Source organism: Verrucomicrobiota bacterium, assembly GCA_038744685.1.
In the GTDB taxonomy this organism is placed as follows: domain Bacteria; phylum Verrucomicrobiota; class Verrucomicrobiia; order Opitutales; family Puniceicoccaceae; genus Puniceicoccus.
Genome location: JBCDMB010000004.1, coordinates 140695 through 163020, shown reverse-complemented (window position 1 = coordinate 163020; position 22326 = coordinate 140695). Strand labels below are relative to the sequence as shown.

Here is a 22326-nt window from a genome sequence, read left to right as displayed (position 1 = left end):
GTGCAAACTTCGGCCCCGTGAGCGTCAGTAAAGCAATAATCCCTAGATCAATCAAACTAGGGCTGACTCGTAAGGTACCGCTTGTTCCAGAAGCCCGTCACCAATGGATCATTCAAATCAGAAAACACTTCATAAAGGTTCCTTCGATAGCATCGACAGAGCTCCGAATCTTCATTCTCTGCTGCAAGATTGTTCATTTCGAATGGATCCTTTACGAGGTCATAGCATTCGTCCACGTCCGTCGCATTCCAAACATATTTATAGTTCTGATCGCGGATCATACGTTGGCAAAACAAGCCAAACTGCTGACCGTTGTAAGTGCTAAAGGCAAAACGGCGAGGATTCTTAGCCTTCTTTCCGCACAGTTGGGGTAGAAAACTTCGACCTTGGAAAGACCTCGGCACCGGCAACTCTAGAAGATCAAGCAAAGTGACTGGTAGATCTAAAAAATGACTCAGGAAGTCATTACACGTTGTATTAGGATTTATGACACCATCCCAGTTGAGAACCAGAGGAACATGCGTCTCCTCTTCGTACATAACGTAGTGCTTGTCAATCTGCCGATGACTGCCCGCGGCATCACCGTGGTCCGTGGTAAAGATGATCAAAGTATCCTTTCGCAAATCATGATTCTCTAGAGTTTCTACGACCCTTCCAATTGCATCATCCACTTGAGAAATAATACCAAGGTAGCCGGAGAGATAAACTGACCACTCTTTCCAACTCCAATCTTCCAGTTTCCAGTTTCGTAACTGCTGCTTCTGAATGTATGGCTTGCCATCAAAACTCTCATCGAAATTTTCCCATGGAGGTATCGTCTCAGGCGGATACATCGAAGCAAAAGGCTCAGCTGGCACGCATGGCAGATGTGGCTCCGAAAAGTCCAACCGAATATGCCAAGGTGCTCCATCGTCTGAAAGTGTCTTTATCGTTTCTATACAATCTCTTGCCAGAACATGTGTATGACACTCTTCAAACGGCAGAGTCTCGTAATACCCGATAGGAAACTCAGGCCATGGATTGTTCTCAATGACATGCTTTACCGCCTTGTGTGGCGTTTCATAGTTATCATTCGGAGGATCTTCGAAACTATCGAAGCCGAAAGCTGTCGGATCGAGGTCAGGATGCACGTGCCACTTTCCAAAATATGCGGTGCGATAACCAGCCCCTTGCAGTAGACGCAACCACATATCGCGGTTCGGATCTATTGAAGGGATAGGCAGCGAACCACCTCCTCCGTAATTCCACATACCACCGTGCTGCTCGGGCATTACACCAGTAATCAAACACTGTCTCGAAGGACAACAACTCGGTAGTGGCGTGTATGCTGAATCAAACTGTATACCACCGGACGCTAACTTGTCGATGTTAGGTGTTTTTACAAAAGGATGCCCCGTAAACCCAAGAGAATCATAACGCAGCTGATCTAGGTTAATGAACAAGATATTCGGACGCGTATTCATGGAACACATTCGTTCTATTCAAAATTGACTCCTACTTACACGCAATCATTGGAGCAGCAAGCAGGCCACTTGGATGCAGCACAGGACTAGGATCGAACTCGTCACCCTCGGTAACCCATAGAGCCGGAGAGTTCCAGTAACGATTCTGCTCCCTATCGTGCAAAGGTCCGAAAGTATTATGCCGATCAACAACAACCTCCACTTCGACAGTCGCTCCTGACACCTCTGCTTCATAGGGGTCCCAACCAACCACTTGGCCATTAATCTTCGCACAAGCACCACCAAACTCCGGCAAGCGAATATGACTCGTCCCTTCCGGAAGTGGAAACCTATATCTGATCGAGCCGGAATAAAACGGAAAACCCTGAATGCATAAGTCCCCGACGCTGATTCTCTTAGGGATTGATGACAAACGTCTTTTGACACCCTCAAGTTGAACGGCAAAATCACCAAGCAAGTACACTGCCTCCACGTTACTATTTTCAGTGTAGCGTGTCCTCAAAACAATCGAATTTTCGCCCACCCGCAGAGCACGAGCGGGTATACGGAAACGGTGAAATGCGATATCGATCCATCGCTTCGAATTGGAGAGATCAAGAATTTGATCATTAACTTCGACCTTAAATCTTTCAGGTTCTTCGATAACCAAGTCTACCCATTCAGGCATTACGTCGATCTCAAAAGAGTAACTCAGATTCAGATGACACAACTCCTTAATCGGTTTCTGAGCGACATACCAAGGTTGAAGCATCGCTCCGCCTCGTCGCATAACGGAATGCGCATCGCGGACCTGCTGGTCAATTTTGAGAACTTCAGTCTCGTCTAGCGAATCCTTACCATCGATCCGGTAGGAAGCGAAATCGAGCACACAAATATTTGGCTCCATCAGAGAATAGTCAAAAGGACCGTCAACGGTCGCATCAAATGCATCGTCACGAAGAGGCTGCAAAGAACACCTCGCCACAGGCGGTTCATAAGAGTGAGCTACCCAAAGTTTCTGACCCCCAACCGGGAAGTCGGTCTTAAAGACCTGCCAGCCTTCCTCTTTTGTCGAGTCCACTCTTGCTACTTCACCGCTTGTGCAATCCCATTCTGATATTGGTAAATCCGTCTGGATGCGAACGGTTACCTGCTTAAGTCGGTCCTCCCGGTTCACACTCAAAGCGGCAAATATTAGACCACTATTCACCGCACGCAGTTGGCCGAAAACGTTGGGCGCAGCGACAGTCGCAAGGGCTTTCGGCACAACGGCCAAAACGTCTGACTTCGTGAAGGCAACGTGCTTGTAGCCACCGAGATTCGACTGGAAAACTGATGATTCACAAGCGTCTACATGTGTGGGTGCGTCTCCAGCAATGACTACACTACCACCGGCGGCAACAAATTGATCTAACAATGCAACAGTGGACGAGCGGATCGTTTCGACACCTGAAATCAGAACTACCTTATATCTGGCAAGCCCAACTTCTAGTGCGCCATCCTCTACTCTGCCCATTTTCGAGAGCATCGATTCATCTCCATAGTCGAAATCAATTTGAGATTCCAGTAACCAAGTAGAAAGAGTTTGGTAGTTCCTTTCCAAAGCTCTCATATGCGAGTTCTGCAACTCCAATTCTTTGGACCAGCCAAGATGAATCTGTGCCCAAAAACTCTCGACGGGATTAAGTACAAGTAGATCACAGATCGGATCACCCTGAGTCATCATTAATCCGAAACGGGCAAAATAGTCTTCGACGTGAGAATATTCTCTATACCATGGCGATTGGTGCAAGATACTAGCTGGATAATCACGCTTAGCCTCGCCTCGCATCGTATACCACGACAGATGATGACAGCGAAAATTGATGCCTAGTAGTGTCTGCCAATCCCCTATCGCTTTGTGGCCAGAAAACGGTAATTCCCAACCCGTGCACCCGTAAAGCTCAGAGAGAAGATGTGTCTTACCGGTTTGACGTGCCGCCGATCTAAGTTGTTTTACGACCCAGTAATTTAGGTTGTCCTTACCTAAAATATCTACTCCTGGTGCGCCCATATACTCGTAATAGCGCATCACCGATCCTGACATTGCAGTCTGGGCTGTGAGATTGTCTTCATGTAAAACGTGCCCAGTTAAAACAAGATTGTGCTTTTCGCACCACTCACCGCAAGGAATTGCGAAATTCTCCAGAAAAAGCTGCTGCAGTAATTCAACAAAATTCCACTTCACTGGTGAAATCCGCTTACCATTTACCTGCAGAAACAGCTCAGGTAACTTCGGGATAAGGTCATAACCAAAACGTGCTTTAAACTCTTGAAACAGCTTCTGCGTGTAAGGAACGGTCATTCCGCCATTCTCCATATACATTGAGAACCCATCCAGCAGCGCACCACGATGAGGTTCGTCAGTAAAAACTCCCTTAATGGACTTCCCGAGCAGCCTGCCACACTCCTTCGCGTACCTCTCGTGAGTGCAGTGCAGAAAGGCTTCAGTCGCCTCGCGGTTCATTGTATCTACGTAAGTGAAGCCATTATAAAAACCCGACTTACCCTGTTCGACCACCGAGAAGCGGATCGTCTTATTACCGGAACCTAAATTAGTGCAAACCGCTCCATCGAGATCACAATCAAACTCGGCAATAACCTGTTCACCCTCTCCCTCAGGATCAACCTCTAGTAGAATAGCCTTCTGTCGAAACTCGGGGTGCTTTGATACGATTCCGCCCGCAAGCCCTGAAGGCCACCGATCCTCGTCGTAAATCCACGCCTCGAGACCAAGACCTTTTGCATATTCCGCACAGGTGTTGATCAGATCAAACCATTCCTGACCAAGATACTCTGTTTCGAGACCGGTACGAGCGTGCATGAAAAAGCCCCCCATACCCATTTCCTTCATCACATCGATCTGGTAGCATAACTCCTCTTTCTCCAACTTACCGTTCCAGCTCCAGAAGGGCTTACCCCGAAATTCTACTGAGGGATCCAACCACTGCTGAAAAAGAGTATCTAGGTTTTCAAACTTCATGAAACGGTATCGAGACTTGCAGCCTTCTTCAGAACTTCATACCCCAGCGGTGGGTCCACCTCTACCTTCAGGGAAATAGTCAGGCCTAGGTGCCAGAGGCAAAACGCCACCTACGTGCCCAGGTTGAAAGCGGTCGTTTATGGTATCGCCATCTTCAAATGTATCACCTGTGCGCCCCAACCAAAATCGGAGCTTCTCATGCATTGCTTTTTGCAAAGCAACTACTTCCGCATCATCGCGATTTATCCATGTGATTAAGTTATTTTTCTGAAATGGATCGGCTTTGTCATCAAAGAGCAACCAAGGTCCTTCCACCGTTTCAGCGTAGGTATGAGTGCGGGTAACGACTCCACGAAAAGGGGGTGATGGAATGCAATGTACGTTGACCGGAAAATTGATAAAGACCGAATCGGGAGCAGCCGATTCATCACCGAGGATCAAATCCGACAGTTCATCACCCTGCATTGATTCAGGAATTTCACACCCTGCTAATGCTATCAAAGAACTGGTCAACTCAATCAAGCTAATCGGAGCATCTGTCACACGGCCGGCTGGAATGTGGCCAGGCCAGCGCATCAACAACGGGATACCAACAGACTCCCGCCAAGGCTGGCTCTTGTAATACTGTTCATGATTGCCCAGCATGTCACCGTGATCCGATGTAAAGACGACGATCGTATTTTCGTATAGTCCTTGCTCTTTAAGCACTCCTTCGAGGCGTGCTATCTGCTCATCAAGGCTCTCAATGTGGGCATAGTATCCCGCCAGTGCCTCCTTCTTTGCCTGCAGGATCTCGTTCGGGACATACACGCTGTTAGTCTCCATCAATTCGACAGCTTCCGAAGGAAACCGATCCAACAAATTTTCCGGCATTTCTCGATACGGGTCGTGTGGTGAACCGATCGAAAGCACTAGAAAAAAGGGATCCTTGTCCTGCCCTTTCTCCAAGATGTAGTTGATCGCTAAATCCGTCTGATGAATCGGCTCATAGCCCTCAATAAACACTGGCTCTGGCTCGTCGTTATAATAAAACCCATCCATATAGTTGTGCGTGCAGTTAGCCGCCGCCCAGTAATCATCAAAACCAAGACGCCTCGGTCCGGGCGGCGTGAACCCTGTGCGAGGTCCACCGTCCAAGTGCCACTTGCCGATATACCCACACTTATAACCCTCATCTCTTAAAGCGCCTGCGAAGCTCGGTCCGTCGTTCATCACTCGCAGTTCATTGTTTACGACCCCGTGGTCCAAAGCGTGCAGGCCAGTAAAAATTGTTCCGCGCGACGGCGCGCAAGACGGCGTGTTGCAAACGGCATTCGTAAAACGCGTACCTTCTGATGCAATCTGGTCTAAGTACGGCGTCTTTATCTTTTCCACGCCCGCGCACCCCATCGCAGTCGAGCGCATTTGGTCAGTTAATATGTATAAAATATTTGGTTTTATCATCACCCAACGGTCCCTGAATCTCCAGAGCCTTTATGACGCACTTCTAGTTCATTCTGAATTTCCCAGATACGTTCGCGTGTCAGCGGATAGAACTTAAAAATGGCGGCTGCGATCAGCAGACATCCCATAGGGAAAAAGGTCAGAAAGAAACGTAACCGTGTTATGGTCTCTGCCGACATTGCATCCGAACCAGCCTCGTAACCGGCAATTGCAAGCAGATAGCCTAGAGCAACACCTATAACGGTAAATGCCAACTTAACAATGAACCCGAAGGCTGCGGCAAACATGCCCTCCCGACGATAGCCAAAGTCTAGCTCATCCTGATCACAGATATCAGCGAGAAATGCACCATTCAGCAGCCAGCAGCAATTAAGTCCAAAACCAAGCATCGCAGCAGTAATCAACTGCAGATACGGGAAGCTCGGATTTACCAAAAATAGATTTAGAAGATTCGCTACAGATCCAACTAGGAGCCCAATCAAAAGCACCTTTTTTTTGTCCAAGACTTGAACCAGAAGCGGAACGATGAAAGCACTTCCGAGCATTGCAACAGCAAGCACGCTGCCGTTCATGCCGGAAAGCGTTGCACCCGCTGCTTTGTTACCTCCATGCACATAAAAGATATTGAGGTACATCAAAAGCGGGTTGACGAAAAACATCCCCGTAATAACCAGCAAAATCATTCCGCACAGTAAGAGGAAGGACTTATTCTTTGTTACCAGTTTTACAGACTCGAAAAGCTTGATCGTTCCCTGACTCTCGTGCCGAACGCGCTCTCTGACAAAGAACGATACTGGGAGAATCGCACATACAATGAACAGGGCGCAGCCCCAAGCAACATACCGCGCCCCCAAAACCTCCACGTTGATCGAGGTATCCGCAGCCATTTCAGCAAAAACCATTAACGGTTTTTGATACCAAGCCACCTCCGGCTGTTCGATTAAATCACGAGAGTAGTTCCCAACGACTAAACACATCTTGTATATCCACGGCAGCGCAAAAGCAGACATTGAATTGAAGATGCTGCGATATTTTTGGATGTGCGCGCGCTCATCGTAGTCATCCGTAAGCTCCAGACCGAGAGCAGTGTATGGAACAGAATATACGGTATAGGCTAAATAAAACAAAACGCAGGACACAGTCGCATAACCAAACATCGCCCATTGTTCCATCGCAGGCGGAACCATGTAAGTCACTCCAAATATCAACGCCATTAGTATGCCACCCGTCAAAATGAATGGCCGACGACGCCCGAAACGACTGCGGCAATTATCCGACAAATTGCCAACAAGAGGATCTGAGATCATGTCGAAAAACCGCGGTATAGTCATGGCCCAGCCAATCAACTTGGAATCGAGCCCTAAACCGATATTGAAAACTGGCATGAACAAGTTGTTCAAACCGTTCACCGCAATCTGTTCACTGAAACCACCGAGGCCCCAAGAAAGCTTTTCTTTCATCGGAACCCTTTTATTCACTCGGTTCATACTACGGGTATCGAATCCATACATTGACTCGGCACAAATAGAAACAGACCTGGACCCTCTCCTGCCATGTGGAACGGATTCTTCATCGTTTACTACTAATTTCGCCGATTGACCATCTACTTCCCTTGATTGACAAGAATGGTATTCGCGAGAGCCAAAACCTGTGTTTTGTTCACGTTAAAGACGCTCCGCTCTTCATCGTTCAGTCGTCGCTAAAACTACCCAGTCATCCGCTAACAACTGCGTCAAACCACTCTCTTTGTTCAAATCGGCCAAGCGCAGGCGCAACCCAATACGTTTGCCAACGTCTCCTTCAGTAGTTGTGTATTTAAAGCTGAAGGAATCCAATCGGCTCTGCCTAGCGTCACCGAAATTGAAAGCAGGCACTTCCATCGAAGGAGCCCTCTCCCCATCAATCAAAAAGCCGGTCAAACGGTCAAATATAACTAAGTCCCTAGCGGCGGAGACCGGACCATAGCGCCAGCCAAACTTTCCTGTAAATATGTAAGTCACGTCGGCCGCTCTAACGGTGCCGAGATTTAGATCCATGCCTCCAATTTGCATAGGAGCTCCATCTATGTCCATTCTCCTGGTGTTCAACGCAGCAAAGCCATCTCCCTCTACGCCCATTAGACTACCATCCGTAATAACACCCGGAGACCGTACTCCAAACTGGTGGCCGAAACTCCCCGTAACATACGGGTTTGAAAAATCAGAATTGAATCCCTCCGACCAACGCAAGGGCTGACTTTCATTAAACGCCGCTTGCTGAGCTGGTTTGTGGTCAGAAACAACTGGTTCAACCGAAGGGCCGAGTAGCAACTCAGAGGGAGCCATCGTCCAGTCGTTGATTTCCCACGAAGTAGCACCCCCTTTCCAACCAAACAGAACTCTTGCTGATGCATCAGCAGGCGGAGTGTCCCAAGTGATATTTACAACACCGTCCGTCCGACTCTCGACGCGCACCCAGTCATCCCCTTCAAGGACAAGTGCATTTGTTTTTCTCGGCTGTCCATACTCGTCTAATAACTGCACTTGTCGCTCACCAGCTTCGTTAGTCTGGATTGCGGACTCAGCGAGATACAATTTTTTCGGACGTCTCGGTGCTTTTTTTGGGTTGGTGCGCGATTTTCGTGGGTTACCTTGAAAGTTGTTGTTTCGTATCGGCAACAAAGCATCAGTCGCTTGCAAATGCTCATCAATCAAGAGATTCAACTCCAAGACTTTTTCAGGATAATAAGTCGAAAGTTCAATTGCCTCATAGGGGTCCAGCTTCAGGTTGAATAACTCAAACGCATCGGACGCGGCGTTGGCTCCGGCATGATGAAAGCGTATCAATTTCCAGTCATCCAAGCGTACCGAAGTCGACGGTGCGCTTAGATGTCCAAATAAATGAGGAAAATGAGTAAAGACCGGTTGGCGATCCATCGAATCTCCATTCAACAATGGCACAATGCTCTGACCGTCTATTGGCTGGCTCCTATCCAGACTAACGTTAGCGAGTTCCAATACCGTCGGATAGATGTCAACCGACTGAACAGGAGTGTCACAAACTGTGCCTGGTTCAATATGTCCAGGCCAACTAACGATCCAAGGCACGCGAACACCGCCTTCGTAAGTACTCGCTTTACCGCCTCGCAAAGGGCGATTTGAAGTCCATGGATCCCCTTCCAAGTCTCTGTGAGTCACTCCACCGTTATCGGAGGTCAAGAAGATCACCGTATTCTCCTTTAACTCAAGGTTTTCTGGTAAGTCGAGCCAGTCTAGCAAGATGCCAAGACTGTTATCCAGACTCTCGAGCATAGTCCCCATTTCCGGCAACCGTTGGTTCGCATTGGGATCTCGGAGAGCCTCGTATTTGGGCAATAGGGCCTTATTCGGAATAATTGGACCATGCACTGCATAATGCCACAGATTCAGGAAAAACGGCTGATCACTATTCTCAACCGAACGAATCCAATTGATCGACTCTTCAGCCAAACGCTCGTTGAGATACTCTCCCTCCGCTCCAGGGCTCAGATTCTTGATTCCGTTCTGATAGGGTGAATAGTAGTCTGGAGGTCCCGGAAGCTGTTGACCACCGATCACAAAATCAAATCCGTGCTCCTCCGCGCTGTACCTCTCGTCGTAATCTTTCCAGCCATTGATCAAAGGAACAAGATGCCATTTTCCAATATGTGCAGTCAGATAGTCCTTTTCCTTCAAAGCTTCCGGTAGAGTGACTATATCAAGAGGCAGGTGATTGCGATTCTCCACTACCCCGCAATACGCTTTGTTCGCAGGCGGTAAAGCCACCGGTTCAAAAACGTCCTTAGGAGTGACTGCCTGTGTCATCCGCAATCGTGAAGGATGCTGCCCTGACATTATACTCGCACGTGTTGGCGAGCACAAAGGACTCGCGGCATAGGCATTCGTGAACACCATACCCTCCTCAGCCAAACGAGTAAGATTCGGGGTTTCGTAGTAAGTCGATCCATAGGTCGAGCTGTCGGCCCATCCCATGTCGTCAATCAAGATCACGACCACATTGGGTTGCCGAACGCCCGCATACAGTCCCGTAGCAATAAAAAAGGGCACGGCGAGTGTGACAAAAAATCCACTAAGTTTTGCGTTCATTAGAAACTAGTTCTCAACGAAGATCCTGCGCGAGATACTCGCTATCAGGAATCAGCAGCACGCTACGGTTCGCCTGCAACTGTAAGGATACTGGTAGTTGCATCCGTTGCACTAGTCCAGTCGACGGATCGAGCACTCTCCCCATAGGAACGTCCCCGACCCGATCTCCCTTTACCTCAACATCCAAAGCCCGCTGAGTGCGGTTAATCAAAAGGTATACTTGCCTGCCGTCCTTATTAAAGCGCCCGACCGTGAGCTGATCGGTGCCCGGCGTAAAACGTAAGTCGAACTCAGGCGAGAAAGACTCTGGTATCATAGCGGCTATTTCCTCTACAGAAATCGCCTCGGCATCTTTCAAACTCTTCAGAGCAAGTCGGTCGTTCTCGACATGCTCAGCACCATGTGGCACCTGATCGACCCAAATCAGAGCCCCCCCTGAACGTTCAAAACTCTTCAACTTTTCGGCAACTACCAAAGGAATGAAATCGAGCTGAGGCATCACCAATGTGTGATACGAACCAAAGCCAATCTGAATATGACCATCTGAAATGGATGCCTCAGCGACAGCTTCGGGATGAACGATCATGTACTCGATGTCACCTTCAATGAGGGCTTTTTCCGTGCGATCCCATGCCCGTTGAGAATCTCTATGTAACCCAACTATATCCGGCCAAAATTCGTCCGATGCGAGCAGATCCGCCTGAAACACAGCAATAGGATAATACAACCCTACGCCCGCTTCTCGCTGTGCTCCGCGTAATACCTGCGTCAAACGCCCCGTATACTCGTTGAGGAATGTATATTCTTCCTCGGTGTAGCCCTCAGCAGACTTATCTCTTCCTTTGGCATCCTTGCTAGCTTGAGGGTCAAGTGGCAGGTATGCGGTAAAGTGATCAGCCCCATGAAAGCAGGCCATATTCACTGAGTTGATCAGCAGTGGTAAACCTGGAGAGAGCCTTGAGAGACCGTAACCTCCGATGATCGGGTCAAGGAGGACAATAGTGGAGTCCCGCTCTTTCCACGAAGCCACAGAGCTAAAAAAGCGGGTCTGCTGATAGGGAAACGTTTGGAATTCATCCGGATTGGGGATTGGGATGTCTAAAGCAGGCACGTCAAATTCCGATACAAACTTCATTAGGTCGCCATAGCCCTGCACGTGCATTGAAAGATAATCGTTGAGCAAAAAGTGACCGCTTGATTTTATGCCCCGCTCATTGCACCACTCGCGAACCTGCCTCGCAAAACTATCGGTCAACAACTCTGCAACTGCCTGACGATAATGTATCCGACTGCGCCGCGACATATCATCATCTCCCTCGAATAGGGCCGGCAGAATTGAATTGAGTTCATAGCCATGCATCCGTTCGAACTGTTCTGCCATACCGTCACTCCAAGGAACACAAGCATAACTTGAATCATAGTCCCGCGTCCAATGAGTCTGCATTAGGTTCGGCTCATTCGCGTAAAATCCTTCGACTTGGATTGCCGGATCCTCGATCTGAGCCAAGATCGGTTCGTGCATATTTGCGATAAAACGCCCCATGGCCTCTCGATTCATGAGGTCAGGGTAGCGACCCGAATGCCCAAACTGCGCCATAGTCGATTGCGCCTGGACATCAACGGACCGCACGTAACGCGCGAAAATCCGCAGCTCCCATTCACCATTCAAGCCTCTTGTACGAATCTCTCTCCCAGTACACTCTACTGGTTTACCTTCACTTAAATCAATCCTGCCTCCGGTGACCGGATACAATGTGGCGGCCACGATATCATGCAAATCTTCGGGCAACTCGTAATTGATTGGTTTTTGATCACGACCCGATAGTGTTAGCATCGTTAGTCCCTTCACTTCGAAGTCCGGGTTTTCTTCCACGACGCGACCACCGGCCATGCCACTTGGGTATCCCCAATCATCCGCAAGCCATACCTTGTAATCAATTTCTTGCGCTGCTTTCACTAAATCCCCGATGATTGAGGGTCCATCTTTGCCCAAACGGAAGTTACCCCGGTTAGACTCTGGATAAATCATGCTGTAGAAAAATCCCATTACGCCCCCGATTCCATACCGCGGATACTTTTTCAAGGTGCCTGGCGTCAGTTGATATTGAGTTATCCGGAATTCATTCGGCGGATTTCTGAACGTGTCGTCTGCGAGGTCAGGTCCCGCCTCTGATATCACTGGAACCTGCACCGAGCTTGCCGACTCCGTCACCTTACCATCTTCCGCATCTAACAGCGATTGCACAGCAAACAAACCACCGAAGTAGACCGACGTGAATGCGATGAGCGCCAAGAGACTAATCGAGCGCCAATGACGTAGAAGTGGGGCCAAAGTAGATGAGTTAATTGATGAGGTTAAAGGGAAACGGTCGGCATTAGATACTACCAACTTTAAAGTCTGGCTGCCATTCCTTTGCTGCCATAAAGTAGCACGTTAATGCCAAAAAGAAGCGTAAACGTTTAGGGATACCTTACTTCAACGCGGAAGAATGCCCTCGGCTCAGATGGCAAAATCGGTAACTCGAGAATTTGATCATTCGCTAATGCTTCAATGGTCTCATACACACTCCAATCCGTAGGACTCAATGTAGTCGAATACCAGATTATATAACTTCGCCCAGCTCTTCCCTGCCATTGAAAAGCACTAGATGGAGATTCCGATGCCGAAGGCACCAGTGTAAACACAGAATCGGCACGGCCTGCATCGGTGCCTGCAGTTGCTTCTTCAGTATCGCTCCAACCGTCGCCATCCAGGTCCCCGTCAGAAGCCGCAATATAATCAATTTCAAATTCGGTGGTAACATCCACCGGATTGATCCTGAGTTGAGTAATCGTCTGCCCATCCCATTCTGCATGGCCTGCCATCGGAATGACAATGGTTTCTGTCCGACCGCTATTATACGTCGTATAAAATAATCGGGAGCCTGCAAACGTATCATCTCCCAAGTGCGCCCAATAGAGTCGGAATGCAGTCGCTTGGGGAGAGCGAATGCGCACCACAAGATAGGATACCTCATCGGCCGAGAACCCAAGACTGCTATGAATTAAACGACTGTCTGATTCTGCCTGTCCTGTAAGAGTACCATTCACAACCGCTGGATCTGTAACACCAGAGGGCTTCCAGCCCTCAAAATCACCCTCGGAATAATATCTGAAGTCCCCTGGTTGGTTGAACTGAAAGGCCAAATCACCCGCATGGTTAGGATTTCGTCCGGATGCAAGCTCATCTACGTCCTTCATACCATCCCCATCGGAATCACTACTATCCGGAGCACCGGGCGAAGCAATCGCCGCCGGATATGCCTGAGACGGCAAAAGATAACGTGTATCAACATTCGCCCCGTCCGGCGCTCCGGTGATGTAATTCAAATCACCGAGGGTATCGCCCATAAAGGCACGGCCTTCGGCAGGCAATGAACCTTGCCAGGCAACCAAATCACCCTCAAGTTCTGCCTGAATCTCCGGATGAAGATGGACTAGGTTGGTTAACTCATTGGGATCCTCGGTGATGTTGAACAGAAAGTCTCCCGCACCGGAACGTCTCATCTTCCAGTCACCCTTGCGAATGGCAAGCTCACCATCACCTTCATTTCCGAAATCCCAGAAAAGCGGTTCGCTGCGGGCAATAGATGGCACCTGGCCCGACAAGCGTGGCATCAGATCTACCCCATCGTAACTTGATGGAACAACTCCACCAGCCAGCTTCAGGGCTGTTGTTGCAAAATCGAGCGTTATCACCGGTTCATTGATCACTTGTCCAGCCGGAATCACGCCTTTCCAATATGCCCACATCGGCACGTTAATACCCCCCTCCCAGAGGGTGCCCTTTTCACCCCGACGAGGGATATTTTCAGATCCTGTCCACTTCTCGATCGTCTCGGTTCCTGGTATTGCATCAAAGAACTTAGGATTACCTCCATTATCACTGGCAAAGAGAATTAACGTGTCCTCCTCAATGCCCAGTTCACGGAGCTTTTGCATAATACCATCGACAGCATCATCTATCGCCTTAATCATTGCCAAACCCTGTCGCCGCACATCGTCGAGTTCGTCGCTATAGTTGGGGTAGTCTAACTCAGGGAAGTTTGTGTAATATGGATCGGTAAGATCAATTCTGGGAACATGTGGACCAAAGAATGCCAAATGCAGATAAAACGGATCCGTGGCGTTCCGTTCAATAAATGCTTCTGCTGCTTCACCCTGCACAATAACTCGGTTTCGTGAATCATTAATGACCTGGTGTGCAACGCTTTGCCCGGATAGATTAAAGTTAGCCGTATACGGATTGCGCTTACCGATCCAATAGTCCTCAAACCCGCGTTGCGAGGGTTCATATGCTGAGTCTGGTCGAGGATAAATCGTTTCCGGCTCACTCACATGCCACTTGCCTACAAACCCTGTAACGTAACCCGCTGCTCCAATTCGCTCGGCATTTAGCGTTTCGGTGAGTGGCAAAGGAAGATCGTTATTAGTGCGGAGTCCGAAACGATTCTGATAACGCCCAGTCAATAAACCTGCCCGCGATGGTGAACACTGTGGTGATGAGGAATAGCCCTGCCTCATCAACGCACCGTTATTGATTAACGTATCCATTGCCGGTGTATCGACGTTGGCATCGATACCGTGCACACCCAAGTCGGTATATCCATGGTCATCTGTGAGTATGACAATTATATTTGGACGTGTCGCAAAGGCATCATACGCCGTGACATTGAGCCAATCAATCGCGACAAAGCTGGAAGATCCTGAATCTGCTATCCCGAACGTAGTGGTCGCTTTCTCGCCCGCATTCTCTTCCTGCCCGATATTACTATCCTGCAAAACACTTTCGGGCGGTCCTTGCGAACTCGGTGTAAAATTAGGATCCGTAGTCAAGATCGCCTTATCGAAGAGCGTGCCGTCTTCGCGCATCCACACATTGAAGGTGTGAACTCCGGGAGCATCAACCTGCAGCGTAAGGGAGTTAGCTTTGACAGCGTTAACCCATTCCCAGCGGCGACTCGAAACCAGTCCGTTGCCACCAGTAGAAGCAATCACACCATCCAGGCCAGCATGGAGCGAATTGTCTTGTGCGGAAGGACCTAAAGTGCGAATCCAAACATAATAGGTGCCTGCCGTCTGAAAATTAATGGCATAGTCCAGCCGCGGGCCGTCATCGCTATCTAGAACATTGACCTGGGCATTAGGTGTAACTTCAAGCGCCGCGTCGCCTGAAAAACCAGCCTCGGACGTGGTCGTGGTCCATGTGCTGCCGGATGCGGCATTGGTGCCCGGATTCTGGCTAGAGAAATGCTCCGCCTCCATCACTACCAATCCATCAACCTCTAAAAACCATTCCGAAGGTGTAACACTCCCAGCACTCAGTGGTCGCATGACCAGTCCGTCTTGGCCTATGGCATATATGTCACCAGAATCCAAAACCGTTAGATCGGTTGTGGCGCCCTCAAAGTTACCCTGGTATACGGAGCCACTATCAGGACCATAAGCTAAACCATCGGATCTAATGAGATAATAACCACTGCCGGCCTCACTACTAATCGCGGTACCGATGCTGTTATTGCTGAAGTTGACGAATGTATCAGATTCATCTCTCGTCCACGCACGAGTCCCGTCACTAGCATAAAGCGCTCTGAATGCCGTAGGTGACTGCATCGCAAAATCCCGAAAGCTTGAACCGGTTAATACAGCAAAAGGAACTGGATCGAAGTCCTGGTATACATTGCCCTCAACATCCACGACCGTCACTACGCCATTTTTCACATCTAACCCTACCAGCTCGGTAGTAACGCTACTGAAGGAGCCAAGCACCCGTGTATTTTTAAAATATCCATTGAGCAGGTTGGCTCGCACCACATCACCGTTATCCAGCAATGCATAGACATAACGATCATCCGCAGCAGCAGCAACCACCAGCTCACTACCCGAGGTTAGATCGAGTGCCAAGACGGGCTCGAAAGTGCTGGTTCCCGTATAAAACACTACTCCGTCTGCCCGCACCATCACTAGCGCTGGCTCTGAAGGAGGTTCATATGCGTTAACTGCAGCACCTACTTCATCTAACCGCCACGTGACCGGGATGTACTCGGGTGGTTCGCCAATTAATGGACAAAGAAAGCCACCTTCCGAGTGCTCGTTCCATGAGTACATCGTAAAGGTGTTGGCTTCACACTCGACTTGATTCTCGACGATGTAATTCATCACGCGGTTCATCAAATTCGTCAAATCTCCCGGCTCAGGCTCCTGATAATGAAAATCACCACCCGTTCCTTTTTCCCAGCGAGGCAGGTTGTTTCCACCACAGGGTGCTGCTGGAACCAGCGCAGCAGAAAGGCCAGTTCCATTCAAATTCCAAAATGGCTCAATATTGCCACCTAATTCGTCAAAAGATGTGCCTGGAGCAGTCGTACCGCCGTAAGCACCACGGTAATCATTCCCCGCATCGAATCCTCCGCCATCAATCCAATTCCCTTCAGTTCGCGCATGTGCTGGTACCGCACTTGCTACCAGGTAAGGGTTGGGAAGACCGGCGGCAGCAAACCGATCACGAATGGTCTGCAGAGCCATTGCGAGTCCGTCGACGCTGGAGCCGTCCGCTGGATCACCAAATGTCTGAGATAAATCCTTATAATTCAGAAAGTAGAAAATAGGCCGACCGTTTAGCACGGTCTGATAATTCGATTGCTTTGCATGCCAGACGAATTCTGCGATCGCCATTTCGAGTTCCGGCACGTCATCGATCGGATCGAGCCGATACATCATCGCATAATTGATTTCCTGGCGGCGCTCGCTCTGCAGCAACGCATCGAGGTTCCAGTGGAGGCCCCAGCCATTACCCCCGGCCGATGCGGGTGCAGTTCCAAAAATCCAGTAATCGAGCCCAGCACCGGCAGTTCCCGCAAAAGCAATCTCCTGATCCGTAACCTCCCGCGTGAGTGAAAAGTCCTCCTCCGAATTAAACCAAAGCGGTCCGGTTGCACCATTGGCAACGTGGTCGATCTCCGGCACATCCTCCACGTAGCGACAGAAAAACGGTGCACGCCAATTCCATTTTTCCGGGGCTAGAAATCCTTGACCTCCGGGAAGGTAGCCCAGCTCCTGCTGCTGCGTCGCTGCCATACCGGAATACATATCCCAACGAATGACGCCAATGGTCGGGCGGATTATACCGGGGTTATCCGTGCGAAAACTCCACACCTCTCCCGGATTCGTATTCGAGGCAGTCACCTCATCAACCCGCCAATAATAAACGGTATTGGGTTCCAATACCGGCGTATCAAAAGTCGTTTCCTGCTGGTTACCCTGGAACGCCGGCGAGTTCTGATCTCCCTCAATCACCTCATCAGCAACCGCACTGAAGTAGATGTCGTGACTGAGAGCACTGCCGCTCGGAGTCCACGAGAGCTGCGCAGAAAAACCGGAGGCAATTTGCGTAGCCAGATCTGCCGGACTGGGCGCATGTGCCAGCTCGTCCATGCGGTATGCTGTCAATACCAGGTCCGTTCCCGAGCTGCCGAACACCAATCTCCCCTGCCCGCCATAAGCAGTGATTTTCCCCTGATCCACCAGCAGCCGCACCGCCATACGCGCTGAGAGATTAGTGATCGTCAACTGCCCGCCAGCAATGTCCAGCAGACCATTCGCACCAATCGTCAAGATAGAACACGTAACACTGCCGCCAGTCAGGGTAACCTGACCATAAGCACTGTCCGTGAAAGCGATTCTTAAACCCGATGCAATGGTGACATCTCCACCTGAAACTTCCAAAATACCACCCTCACTCGTATGACCGACAAACAGCTCTCTAGTTAGATTGACCGAACCGCCAGTAACGACTAAGACCCCAGTGTGCGCAACCGGGCTGGTTGACCCGCAGAAAATGTTACGCGCATTGAGTGAGCCTCCAGTAATCGTGAGCGAAGCCGCACCTTCACCCTGCCACCCAGCCGGCAGTAAAATGTCATTACACACCTGATTGCCGCTGCTAATTACCGGGTCGTTAGCCGTCAATTGAATAAATGCGCTCTCAGCTGTGGATGCTGGCACGTCACCCTGCCAGTTCGCATTATTGTCCCATGAACTATCCTCCAGACCAAGCCAGTTAACTGCTTGAAGAGTGCTTGCCACAAAGAGGCAGCTAAGCACTAGAAAGAGACGGCAGGAGATCCAGCTTTTCCAAGTACCAAAGAAGTGGGCAAATACTTTAGACACGATTTGTTTTCGTCGGGTTATTGGGTGGCAGTCTCTTGGCCAGCGAAGAACATGCTTCATCGATTGTTGAACTCCGTTATTGCCTCTAGCCTAATATACTCACCATTTCGGTAGCAGCTAGAACACCCGTGCCAGAAAACAGCAAAAACCTGCCAAAAAACAGCGCTCGAAGCGATAATTAGATTAAAGCCAGCGAAAGGATGAACCCTTCTGTTCTGATCGCCCTCAGACACAGACACTCCCGCTTTAGCAGAGCCGCTGAATAAACCAGGCTAGAATCCGATCCCAGGGCCGTAGAAACGATCGGTGCCAAACATTTCTTCCCTGCGGAGCTCAACTTCCTCTTGCGTCAAGCTCTCTGCATGGTTGTCGAGAAACACGAAATTTGCCATCCCGTTATGACGGAAATGAGGCACATTGTTGGTTGTTTGCCAACCACGAGCATACTGCAAGGCTTGGTAGACCCACGCGCCTTGTCCGGTTTCCAAATTCGCGGCATCACCAACTAAAACGGTCTTTGACGGCTCTAGAATATTCGCGGCGCTCGCCGATACGCCACGATCATCGGGCTTACCCACTCCAAGATTCTCATTGTAACCATAGTCAGACCAGCCATGGTGCTGATCCTCTTCAAGCGCTGGACAACGAAACAGGTTGTTGGGCTTCGTGCCATCGCTTTCCATTCCAACGTAAGGTTCAATTGCCCGGCACCACGGCTTGCCTTTGTCTCCGTAGTGCCACGCTTCGGGGTACTTCCCACCATTGTCATTTACGTAGCTTTGTATTGCCAGTCCAATTTGCCTGAGGTTGGCAACACTCTTTGCCTGATTCGCGGAGTCACGGGAACGACCAACAATAGGGATAAGGATCGCACCGATAACCGCGATCACGGCTATCACTGTTAGGAGCTCGATGACAGTAAATGCTTTTTTATTCGGGGCTTTCATTCTTCCGGAGTACTATGAAAATATAACGCAACAGCGCAGGAAAATCTACCATATCGAGCTACTTTTTGCCCGCACCTACATGCCAAAATCTAGCATCGCTGTGCCAAAAAATTCCACACGCTTTCAGTATGTGGGAGAGAGGTTACTTACCCCGAGTAGATTGGCTCAAACGCAGACGCAGGCGTTCTCCCAATCATCAGCGGGCCCTCTGAATTTGAATGAACCGAACCTTGTCTGTTAGGACGGCACGGCCCTTGATGGTCTGTAGAAAGATCTTGAAGCTGCTGACACAGAGCAAAACGGGGACAGTAAAGATAGTGATATCTTCGAGTTTTGGTGAATCTTGTTCCCTATTCATCCGGTTCGTTTGGAGGATCAAACCATTTGGGAAGCGGCTCATCGACCACTTGATAAGTTCCCCCCCCCGCTGGATAGAAAATCCCAAAATTCCTAACCTTTCCAATCGGAAGATCAGGATCCCAATCTGGATTAGGCCGCATGAGCTGTGCCGAAGATGATTGCAAGTGACCTTGGAGCCTATTTGCCAACCGCTCTACTTCCTCTGGATGAGTCCGAGCAACATTATTACTCTCTGCTGGATCGGCCTCCAAGTCGAATAACTCATATTGATCCGAAACGATCTTATGCACCAATTTCCAGTCACCTTCAATCATAGCGGACGACGGCCCGTTGCGATGAGGAAAGTGCCAATACAAAGTCCGAGGTGGCACGCTATCCCCCCTCAAAATTGGCATAAGACTGGAACCATCCACATGCGCATCCGGCATAGGCGGCAACCCAGCCACCTCACGAAAAGTTGGGAAAAAATCAGAGCTCATCACCATCGATTCACTAACGCTCCCGGGCGAAACGTTCCCGGGCCAACGGATAATTAAAGGGACTCTCAGTCCACCCTCGTACAAATTACCCTTACCTCCACGCCACGGCTGGTTACTGGTTAGATTCATCAGGCCACCATTGTCGGAGGTGAACACTACCATAGTATCATCTTCCAATCCTAGTGCGACCAGCTCATCCAGAAGAGTTTGGATCGACTGGTCCAGATGCGAAACCATACCAGCGTATCCTTGATTTTTCTGGAAGCGCCCCTTCACAACACCATCGTATATCGCCTCCGCTTCTGGAGGGCTGGCCACCGGCACATGAGGAACATGATGCATCAAGCATAGCAGGAATGGATTGTCTTTGTTTTCCTGGATAAACTCGACAGCAAAACGGGTCAGTTCATCTACCCCCTTGTCACGCATCTTCTCCCTTCCCGAGCAATCCGCCGCAACGTCGAAACCATACTCAAGGTGCTTACCTTCGGAGAAAAACTGCCATTCGTTCCCCAAGTGCCACTTACCAAACAACGCAGTTCGATAACCAGCTTCCTGCAAAGCGTTCGCAAAAGTCGGCAGTTCCTGTGGCAGCTCCTTGATATGATTCGGCGGCACCATCTTTGGATTTTCGTGTAAGCGATCCCAAGGCAAGGCATCCGTTAGATGAATACGATGCGGATAGCGTCCTGTAAGAACTGAAGCGCGCGTCGGTGAACACACACTCGCAGCCGAGTACGCCCGCGTGAAGCGTATCCCTTCCGCAGCCAGATCATCCAAATTTGGTGTGCGATAATAGTCACTTCCGTAACATCCCAAGTCTCGTGCACCCAGGTCATCGACCATGACAAAGAGAATGTTCGGTGGCCGCTCGTCTGCAAAACAGACAACGGCGTCCACAAAAACTCCGAAGACCAGGAAAATGCTGGGAGCAAATCTCATCTTAGATCAAAATTGAAACCGAACAAATCTCTGCAGAATCATAGCTCCGTTGAGAATTAACACTTAGTGATCTGGCACGGTCGTCTTAGAGTCAGTGATGAGAGACGTTATCCAGAACCTTGAATCAGTAGATAAGACGTTGAAGAGCCTGGGCGGCACTGCAATGCGGGTAGCACGAAGTCGTAAAACCGACAAGAACGTTCGAAGAACCCCTGTTGTCAGGATCAGCTCGTTCTCGGCAAGAATCAAACGACACCATTAATTAAAAGGTAGCGAAGCTCAGGTTTGTGCAGAAGCACAAGGCAAAGTGGCTCCGCAGACAAGACCGTCGGCCGATATCGAAGATGATTGAGATCAGGATCAACTCCAACACCACCCGCTTTGACGACAAACCGACAAATATCGAACGATTCAACCGGCATCCAAAGATTTGTCGTCAAGCGAGGGGTTCGGCTGCTACGTCCTGATCCTGTGCCTCCGTAAGGTCAAGAGTGCCAACGAGCCAATGCCGATGAGGGCGCCGCCAGCCGAGGGCTCAGGAATCGAAGTCACTTGCCAGTTATCTGTAAGCAATTGTGTCAGTCCCGACACAGCGCCATTGTCTTGGAGCCTGATCCGAAGACCCAGATCCTGACCCACATCGCCGATGACGGTCGTGTAGGAAAACGACACCTGGTTGAACACGCCTGCTGTGAAATCCTCTCCAAAGTTCACGGCCACGACGCCATCCTTCTTCGTATCGGTGCCAATACGGAAGCCGGTCTGGCCATTATTAAAGGCCAAATCGCTGGCTGCCGCCACCGAACCGAAGCGCCATCCAAACTCCCCTGTGAAAATGTAAGTCGTTCCTTCTTCAGTGACCGTTCCAAGGTCTATATCCATGCCTGAAATGACTGTGGGGGTAGTGTTCGTCTGGCTCGAGTTCATACCTGCAAACGCGTCGCCTTCAGTTGCAACCGTGCCGCTATTGGGGCTTAAAACGATGCCTGGAGCAGTAATCCCATATCGAATTCCAAAACCATCGGAGTAAGGACTAGAAAAGCCTGAATTAAACCCCTCAGTAAAGATCAACGTAGAAGCGCTTGCCGCTTGAATGAAGAGGACAGAACCGACGGAAAGAACGAGTGTAGAGATTTTAGGGTAGTGATTCATAATTGGGTTAGTAAACGTGTTAACAACAGAAACTTATCACACGATATATTCTTCGTCCTTAACATGCGTGCCATAAACCCGCATAATTATGCCATCTCCAACGGACTCGCTCCTATCGCGAGAAGATGCAGTCGAGTAGTGATTATCAAGGAGCCCGTTAGGTGTTTTGCGATGGCGTTGTAATCGAGTCGCGATTGTGCAAGCATCTCCAGGACCTCGTAAGAATAA

Annotated in this window: 10 protein-coding genes; all 10 read right to left on the bottom strand. The window is 49.6% G+C overall.

Annotated features, from left to right (window positions below; translation table 11 throughout):
• Positions 1-56: 56 nt before the first annotated feature.
• The 10 genes from AAGJ81_04265 to AAGJ81_04220 all read right to left on the bottom strand — a co-directional run bounded on the left by AAGJ81_04265 (position 57) and on the right by AAGJ81_04220 (position 22098).
• Positions 57-1463: a sulfatase-like hydrolase/transferase gene (locus AAGJ81_04265; GenBank protein ID MEM0965355.1), complete on the bottom strand. Its 1407-nt coding sequence runs from the start codon at positions 1461-1463 to the stop codon at positions 57-59.
• Positions 1464-1494: 31 nt separating this feature from the next.
• Positions 1495-4464: a glycosyl hydrolase gene (locus AAGJ81_04260; protein MEM0965354.1), complete on the bottom strand. Its 2970-nt coding sequence runs from the start codon at positions 4462-4464 to the stop codon at positions 1495-1497.
• Between the two features lie 36 nt (positions 4465-4500).
• Positions 4501-5907 carry a sulfatase gene (locus AAGJ81_04255; protein MEM0965353.1) on the bottom strand — a complete coding sequence of 469 codons (1407 nt, stop codon included), beginning with the start codon at positions 5905-5907 and terminating at the stop codon, positions 4501-4503.
• Positions 5907-7367 carry an MFS transporter gene (locus tag AAGJ81_04250; GenBank protein MEM0965352.1) on the bottom strand — a complete coding sequence of 487 codons (1461 nt, stop codon included), beginning with the start codon at positions 7365-7367 and terminating at the stop codon, positions 5907-5909. Before AAGJ81_04250 ends, AAGJ81_04255 begins: the two co-directional genes overlap by 1 nt.
• Before the next feature lie 222 nt (positions 7368-7589).
• Entirely contained in the window at positions 7590-10010 is a 2421-nt protein-coding gene (locus AAGJ81_04245; protein ID MEM0965351.1) for a sulfatase, read from the bottom strand.
• 13 nt (positions 10011-10023) lie between these two features.
• The gene (locus AAGJ81_04240) at positions 10024-12342 is read right to left on the bottom strand and encodes a hypothetical protein (GenBank protein MEM0965350.1); all 2319 of its coding nucleotides are present in this window, start codon (positions 12340-12342) and stop codon (positions 10024-10026) included.
• A gap of 128 nt (positions 12343-12470) precedes the next feature.
• Positions 12471-18218: a sulfatase-like hydrolase/transferase gene (locus tag AAGJ81_04235; GenBank protein MEM0965349.1), complete on the bottom strand. Its 5748-nt coding sequence runs from the start codon at positions 18216-18218 to the stop codon at positions 12471-12473.
• Positions 18219-18490: 272 nt separating this feature from the next.
• Positions 18491-19165, bottom strand: a complete 675-nt coding sequence (locus AAGJ81_04230; protein ID MEM0965348.1) for a type II secretion system protein — start codon at positions 19163-19165, stop codon at positions 18491-18493.
• Between the two features lie 350 nt (positions 19166-19515).
• Positions 19516-20946, bottom strand: coding sequence for a sulfatase (locus tag AAGJ81_04225; protein ID MEM0965347.1), 1431 nt, complete (start codon positions 20944-20946; stop codon positions 19516-19518).
• A gap of 456 nt (positions 20947-21402) precedes the next feature.
• Positions 21403-22098: a hypothetical protein gene (locus tag AAGJ81_04220; GenBank protein ID MEM0965346.1), complete on the bottom strand. Its 696-nt coding sequence runs from the start codon at positions 22096-22098 to the stop codon at positions 21403-21405.
• Positions 22099-22326: the final 228 nt, after the last annotated feature.